Annotated in this window: 1 protein-coding gene; it reads left to right on the top strand. The window is 67.3% G+C overall.

Annotated features, from left to right (window positions below; translation table 11 throughout):
* The first annotated feature begins 242 nt into the window (after positions 1–242).
* Positions 243–1,433 carry an IS110 family RNA-guided transposase gene (locus tag HCN08_RS34430; RefSeq protein ID WP_167987320.1) on the top strand — a complete coding sequence of 397 codons (1,191 nt, stop codon included), beginning with the start codon at positions 243–245 and terminating at the stop codon, positions 1,431–1,433.
* The last annotated feature ends 19 nt before the right edge of the window (positions 1,434–1,452 follow it).

Here is a 1,452-nt window from a genome sequence, read left to right on the forward strand (position 1 = left end):
TCAGGTGGTCCTACGTTGTTGGTGGGTTGGATGGGCCGTCGTAAGGTCCAGAGATCCAGAGATGCCGGGTATGGCTTTCAGGTGGTTGCACAAGATGGTTCACCTCACCTGGCCGCCCGGCGTCTCACGACGACTCGGCCGCTGATTAGGAGCTGCGGGCCCCTGCGGGTGCATCGCTGAGTAGGACCACGCTGGCGAGGTCGTCCGGACGAACAGCGCATGTCGAACGACCGGAGGAACACGTGGCCCGTATCTGGGCGGGGACGGACATTGGCAAGACCCACCACCACTGCGTGGTGCTCGATGCCGATGGCAAACGGCTGCTGTCGCGGAGGGTGCTCAACGACGAGCCGGAGCTCCTGGCCCTCTTCGCCGATGTGATGGCCATCAACGAGGACGTGGTCTGGGCGGTCGACGTCGCCGACGGCATGGCCGCCTTGTGGATCAGCCTCCTGCTCAACCATGGCCAGCAGCTCGTCTACATACCCGGCCTCGCGGTCAACCGCGCCTCCGCCGGCTACCGGGGCACCGGCAAAACCGATGCCAAGGACGCCGTCGTCATCGCCGATCAGGCCCGCATGCGCCGGGACCTGACCACGCTGCGGCCCGATGACGAGCACGCCATCGAGCTGCGCGTCCTCACCGGCCGACGGGCCGACATCAATACGGACCGCACCCGGCGGATCAACCGCCTGCGCGGCCAGCTGACCAGTATCTTTCCCGCTCTGGAACGCGTTCTCGATCTGGGCAATGCCGGCCCGCTGATCCTGTTGACCGGCTATCAGACCCCTGCCGCACTGCGCCGGACCGGCCGCAAGCGGCTGGAGACCTGGCTGCGCAACCGCAAGGTCCGCGGCGCCGAGGCCCTGGCCGAAGCCGCTCTCGAAGCGGCCGGCCGGCAGCACACCGCGCTTCCCGGGGAGAGGATCACCGCGCAGGTGATCCACACCCTGGCCAAGGAGGTGATGGGCCTCAACGAGCAACTTGCCGACATCGACAAGCTCATTGCGGCCCGGTTTCGCGAGCACGACCTCGCCGAAGTGATCGAGAGCATGCCCGGCATCGGCCCGCTGATGGGCGCCGAGTTCCTCGCCGCGACCGCCGGCGACATGAACCGCTACGGCTCCGCCGACCGGCTGGCCAGCATGGCCGGCGTCGCTCCGACGCCCCGGGACTCGGGCAGCGTCAACGGCAACCTGCACCGGCCTCGGCGCTACCACCGCGGCCTCCAACGGGTCTTCTACACCTCCGCGCTGATCAGCATCCGCAACTGCGATGCCTCCCGGCGCTTCTACGAACGCAAGCGTGCCGAAGGCAAACGACACGTCCAGGCCGTCCTCGCTCTGGCCCGTCGGCGAGTAAACGTCCTCTGGGCCCTCATCCGTGACGGACGGTGCTACCAAGACGGACTCCCGGTCACAACGGCAGCTTGACAACATCATTAGGAGGTGA

The sequence above is a fragment of the Actinacidiphila epipremni genome, assembly GCF_012034175.1.
Lineage (GTDB): Bacteria > Actinomycetota > Actinomycetes > Streptomycetales > Streptomycetaceae > Actinacidiphila > Actinacidiphila epipremni.